Here is a 6000-nt window from a genome sequence, read left to right on the forward strand (position 1 = left end):
CGCGGGCCAGTGAAGCAACCAGACTGTTCAACCCGCTGCAAACCAGCGTAGGAGCGCGGGGAATTTCAGGCAAAAAAGTTTTATGTCTTAATTTGACGATTAACCATTTGTGCACCACACGCCCTACACTTCGTCGGTCTTCTGTTCAGGAATAGCCCGTGACCTCCAGTATCTTTTGGTACGACTATGAAACCACCGGTATCAACCCGCGAAATGATCGCGCGCTTCAGGTTGCCGGTATCCGCACCGACGCCGAGCTCAATGAGATCGCTGCGCCCATCAATCTTTATTGCCAGCCCAGCGAGGACATTCTGCCTCACCCTGCTGCCTGTGTGATTACCGGTATCACCCCAGGCCGTCTGGCCGAACAGGGCTTGAGCGAAGCTGACTTCATGACCCGGGTCCACGCCGAGTTATCGGCTCCGGGCACCTGTGGCGCGGGCTACAACACCTTGCGCTTCGACGACGAAGTCACACGCTACAGTCTCTATCGCAATTTCTTCGATCCCTATGCCCGAGAGTGGCAAGGAGGCAACAGTCGTTGGGATTTGATCGACGTGGTGAGGACGGCCTATGCGTTACGTCCGCAAGGCATTGTCTGGCCGGAAGAAGACGGGCGCGTGACGTTGAAGTTGGAGCGACTCACCGCCGCCAACGGCATCGACCATGGTCAGGCCCATGATGCGTTGTCCGATGTGCGTGCCACTATTGCCTTGGCCCGCTTGGTTCGTGAGAAACAGCCGAAACTGTATGACTACCTGTTTCAACTGCGCAGCAAACAACGGATACAGGATCAAATCCGCTTGATGCAACCGTTGGTGCATATTTCCGGACGCTTTTCTGCAGCCCGTCATTATCTGGGCGTGGTGTTACCGTTGGCATGGCATCCGCACAATCGCAACGCGCTTATTGTCTGTGACTTGCACCAAGACCCTACGCCGCTGCTTGAGGATGACGCCGATACATTGCGTGCACGGTTATATACCCGCCGCGAAGATCTGCTTGAAGGTGAGTTGCCGGTCCCCCTTAAAGTGCTGCATATAAATCGCTGCCCGGTGGTAGCGCCGCTCAGCGTGCTACGCGCCGAAGACCAAACGCGTTTGCAACTCGATATGACGAACTATCGCCAGCGCGTGCAGTGCTTAACCGAGGGGCAGGAACTATGGCAGGGTAAATTGAAAACGGTTTATGGCCGCGAAGACTTCAGCCCAAGTGAAGATCCGGAGCAGCAGTTATATGACGGGTTTCTTGGCGACCGGGATCGTCGATTGTGCGACCAAGTTCGCACTGCTGAACCGGAACATTTAGCCCGTGATGAATGGCCTTTCGATGACGCTCGGCTCCCCGAGTTATTATTCCGCTACCGGGCACGAAACTTTGCCGATACGTTGACCGTCGACGAGCAACATCGGTGGCAGGCGTTTTGTAGGAAACGTTTGTCAGACCCGGCGAGTGGCGCGCCGAATACTTTACAAAGTTTTACCGAGGCGCTGGTCACTTCTTCCGTTAGTGCTTCAGCGGAGCAGCTTGCGGTGTTGGGGCAGTGGCAAGATTATGCGCAGCAACTAAAAGTGCGCTTCAAGCTCTGAGGCCTTGATTAGCGCGGGGTCGATACACTTGGTAACGAAATCCAGACAATAAAAAACGCCAGCGAGCTGGCGTTTTTGAGACGTCATAACTGACGACGTTATTGCTTAGCTTTGCAGAGTAGTCGACCAGCTTTCTACGGTGTCGCCGCCCCACTTGGCTTTCCACTCTTTCAAGGTCTTGTGGTTGCCGCCTTTTGTTTCAATAACTTCGCCGTTGTGCGGGTTTTTGTACTGCTTGACCTTACGTGAGCGCTTGGTACCAGTAGTCTTAACAACACCGCCACGTGGGAGCTTGCCGCTTTTAGCTTCTGGGTCCAACAGTGCAATGATGTCGCGCAGCGATTTTTGATATTCGCCCATCAAGGTGCGCAGTTTACCTTCAAATTCCAGTTCAGTTTGCAGTTTGTCGTCTTGGGACAGATTCTTCAAACGAGCTTGCAGTTCTTTGATGGCTTCTTCTGTGGCACGGTATTCGTTGATCAGGGACATGAGGACTACCTAATGTTGTGAGGTGGCAGGGAGACAGTGATGCAATAATAGTCAGACACTTTGATCAAGTAAACATTAAAGAAAAGTTTTAGTGCATTTATTTAACAAAAGCGGCTAACGCTACTGCTTTCGCAACACTAGATAACTCTCTGCAGCCCCTGAAGAGCCCGCGTTTAATGCGGTTTCTATCGAGCACATTTTAAATCACTGCCAGGGTGCTCAATCGGGCGTGGTCAGGATTTTGCGCTCGATCCGTTGGACCCATTGTGCGATCAGTTCCATTCAAATGGAGACGAGTACTGCAGTTTTGCCGCGCAATCGCTAGAATGGCGGCCTTTGCGAAGTTCTGGAGTTTCCCCACATGCGCACATTTCGCCTGGTGATTGCCTGCCCGGACCGTGTTGGCATCGTTGCTAAAGTGAGTAACTTTTTAGCGTCCTATAACGGCTGGATAACCGAAGCGAGCCATCATTCGGACAATCTCAGTGGCTGGTTTTTTATGCGCCACGAAATTAGGGCCGACACATTGCCCCTTGAACTTGACGCATTCCGCGAGGCCTTTGCGCCGATTGCCGAAGAATTCGCCATGGACTGGCGCATCACCGATTCGGCGCAGAAGAAGCGCGTAGTGTTGATGGCCAGCCGTGAGTCCCATTGCCTGGCGGATTTGTTACACCGCTGGCACACCGATGAGTTGGACTGCGAGATTGCCTGTGTCATCTCCAATCATGAAGACCTGCGCAGCATGGTCGAATGGCACAAAATCCCTTATTACCACGTGCCGGTAAACGCCGCCGATAAGGAGCCGGCATTTGCAGAGGTCTCCCGTTTGGTCAAGCATCACCAAGCCGACGTCGTGGTGCTGGCGCGGTACATGCAAATCCTGCCGCCGCAACTGTGCCGGGATTTTGCCCATAAAGTGATTAACATCCACCACAGCTTTCTGCCGTCGTTCGTGGGTGCCAAACCGTATCACCAAGCCTCGCTGCGGGGCGTCAAGTTGATCGGCGCGACGTGCCATTACGTCACCGAAGAGCTTGATGCCGGTCCGATCATTGAGCAAGACGTGGTTCGCGTGAGCCATCGCGACAGCATTGAAAATATGGTTCGCTTCGGTCGCGATGTTGAAAAAATGGTCCTGGCCCGCGGTCTCCGTTCTCACTTGGAAGACCGGGTGCTGGTGCATGACAACAAAACCGTAGTGTTCGATTAATCATTTGTTTGCTGCGCGACAGCGAGGCGTCTGGACGAAGGGCGACCTCCTGCAGATGACATTGCCTCTCTATCCATGCCCCTTCACCGACGCCGGATTGATCATCCGGGCCAGGCCGAGGTTACGCAGTGCCAGTAGCAGCGAGCTGCGGATGACTTGCGGATTGTCGTTGGTCATCAACTGGGCCAGCAATTCCTTGGCCTTGCTCAAATTGATCTGGCGCAGCATCCATTTCACTTTTGGCAAGTTGGTGGCGTTCATCGACAGGCTGTCATAGCCCATCGCCATTAATAGCACCGCAGCTGCCGGGTCACCGGCCATTTCGCCACAAATGCTTACCGGTTTGCCTTCCAGATGCGCGTCATTCACGACATGTTGCAGGGCCATCAGCACCGCCGGGTGCAGGTAGTCGTACAGATCAGCCACGCGCGGGTTGTTGCGATCGACCGCCAGCAGATATTGAGTCAAGTCGTTGGAGCCCACCGAAAGAAAGTCCACCTGACGCGCCAGTTCACGCGTCTGGTACACCGCTGCCGGGACTTCGACCATTACCCCAATCGGCGGCATCGGCACGTCGAAACCTTCGTCGCGCACTTCGCCCCACGCCCGGTGAATAAGGTGCAGCGCCTCTTCGACTTCGTGGGTGCTGGAGATCATCGGCAGCAGGATCCGCAGGTTGTTCAAGCCCTCACTGGCCTTGAGCATGGCGCGGGTCTGCACCAGGAAGATTTCCGGGTGGTCCAGGGTGACCCGAATCCCACGCCAGCCGAGGAACGGGTTGTCTTCTTTGATCGGGAAGTACGACAGCGACTTGTCACCGCCGATGTCCAGGCTGCGCATGGTGACCGGCAACGGATGGAAAGCCGCCAGTTGTTCGCGATAAATCGCCAGTTGTTCTTTTTCGCTGGGGAAACGCTGATTGATCATGAACGGCACTTCGGTGCGGTACAGACCCACCCCTTCGGCACCACGCTGTTGCGCCCGGGCCACGTCTGCCAGCAGGCCGGTGTTGACCCACAGTGGCATACGATGCCCGTCCAGCGTTACGCACGGCAGTTCACGCAGAGAATCGAGGCCCTGTGACAGTTGCCGCTCTTCCTCCACCACTTCCGCATACTGCTTGCACAAGATATCGCTGGGGTTGGTGTAGACCTCACCGTGGTAGCCGTCGACAATCAGCTGGATGCCGTCGACCTTGGAGTACGGCAGATCGACCACGCCCATGACCGTGGGAATACCCATGGCCCGCGCCAGAATCGCCACGTGGGAGTTGCCGGAACCGAGTACCGAGATCAGGCCAACCAGCTTGCCCTCGGGCACTTCGCCCAGCATCGCCGGTGACAGCTCTTCGCTGACCAAAATGGTGTTGTCGGGGTAAACCAACGTTTGCTGACGTGCTTCCTGCAGGTACGCCAACAGCCGGCGACCCAAGTCTTTGACGTCGGAAGCGCGCTCACGCAGGTAAGCGTCGTCCATCAATTCGAAGCGTTTGACGTGTTCGTTGACCACCTGACGCAACGCGCCTTGTGCCCATTGGCCGGTTTTGATGACGTTGGTCACTTCACTGCCCAGCGAAGCGTCATCAAGCATCATCAAATACACGTCAAACAACGCCCGCTCTTCGGGGCGCAGCTGGGTGGCGAGTTTCGCCGACAGCGAGCGCATGTCACCGCGCACGCCTTCCAGTGCATTTTGGAACAGCGCTAGCTCAGCCTTGATGTCACTGACAGACTTGTCGGGCACGACCTCCAGATCAGCTGGCGGCAACATGACCACGGCCGTACCGACAGCAGCACCCGGCGAACCCGGCACACCGACGAACTTGGCTTCTTGAATGCCTTTGCCTTGACGACCCAGGCCACGAATCGAGCCCGTGGCTTCAGCGTGGGCGATAACCCCCGCCAACTGAGCGCTCATGGTCACAAGGAAGGCTTCTTCGCCCTCGTCGAACTGGCGGCGCTCTTTTTGTTGAATGACCAACACCCCGACCACACGACGATGGTGGATGATTGGCGCGCCCAAAAACGACGCATAACGCTCTTCGCCGGTCTCGGCAAAGTAGCGGTAACGGGGGTGGTCAGCAGCGTTTTCGAGGTTCAGTGGTTCTTCGCGGGTACCCACGAGACCGACTAAACCTTCGTTCGGCGCCATGCTGACCTTGCCAATGGAACGCTTGTTCAGGCCCTCGGTAGCCATCAACACAAAGCGGTTGGATTCTGGGTCGAGCAAATAGACCGAGCAGACCTGGCTGCCCATGGCCTCTTTGACGCGTAACACAATAATCCCCAACGCCGCCTTGAGATCCTTGGCGGAGTTAACTTCCTGGACGATCTTGCGCAGCGTATTGAGCATGGCTCGGGGTCGAACTCCGTAGTCAGTCGCGCGCCAACAGGCGCGGTGCAAGCTCTTTAAGGGCGCGTCTGTAAACCTCGCGCTTGAATGTCACAACCTGACCCAACGGATACCAATAACTGACCCAACGCCAGCCATCAAACTCCGGTTTACCGGTCAAATCCATCCGCACCCGCTGCTCGTTGGAGATCAGGCGCAGGAGAAACCATTTTTGTTTTTGGCCGATGAACAGCGGTTGGCTGTGGGTCCTGACCAAACGATGCGTAAATCGATAACGCAACCATCCCCGGGTGCAGTCGAGAATTTAAACATATTGACGTTCCAGCCCAACTTCTTCGTTCAATTCGCGATACAAAG

General features: G+C 55.7%; 4 protein-coding genes and 1 pseudogene. 2 read left to right on the forward strand and 3 right to left on the reverse strand.

All coding sequences use genetic code 11. The annotated features are described in order from the left end of the window. The first annotated feature begins 158 nt into the window (after positions 1 to 158). Entirely contained in the window at positions 159 to 1589 is a 1431-nt protein-coding gene (gene sbcB, locus JWR17_RS06680) for an exodeoxyribonuclease I (RefSeq protein ID WP_299829552.1), read from the forward strand. Positions 1590 to 1694: 105 nt separating this feature from the next. Here the strand turns inward: sbcB and mvaT are convergent, their stop codons facing one another. Next, a complete protein-coding gene (mvaT, locus tag JWR17_RS06685; RefSeq protein ID WP_299829554.1) occupies positions 1695 to 2078 on the reverse strand; it encodes a histone-like nucleoid-structuring protein MvaT in 384 nt (127 codons plus the stop codon). A 361-nt stretch (positions 2079 to 2439) separates the two neighbouring features. Here mvaT and purU point away from each other — a divergent pair, with 361 nt between their 5' ends. Continuing rightward, positions 2440 to 3291, forward strand: coding sequence for a formyltetrahydrofolate deformylase (purU, locus tag JWR17_RS06690; RefSeq protein WP_299829556.1), 852 nt, complete (start codon positions 2440 to 2442; stop codon positions 3289 to 3291). 69 nt (positions 3292 to 3360) lie between these two features. Here purU and ptsP read toward each other — a convergent pair whose 3' ends face one another. Together ptsP and JWR17_RS06700 are read right to left on the reverse strand one after the other, a co-directional pair. Beyond that, on the reverse strand, positions 3361 to 5643 hold the full coding sequence (gene ptsP / locus JWR17_RS06695) for a phosphoenolpyruvate--protein phosphotransferase (protein WP_299829558.1): 2283 nt from the start codon (positions 5641 to 5643) through the stop codon (positions 3361 to 3363). Positions 5644 to 5665: 22 nt separating this feature from the next. Further along, positions 5666 to 6000, reverse strand: a pseudogene (locus tag JWR17_RS06700) (RNA pyrophosphohydrolase); the annotation flags it as partial.

Source organism: Pseudomonas sp. (assembly GCF_028293835.1).
In the GTDB taxonomy this organism is placed as follows: Bacteria; Pseudomonadota; Gammaproteobacteria; order Pseudomonadales; family Pseudomonadaceae; genus Aquipseudomonas.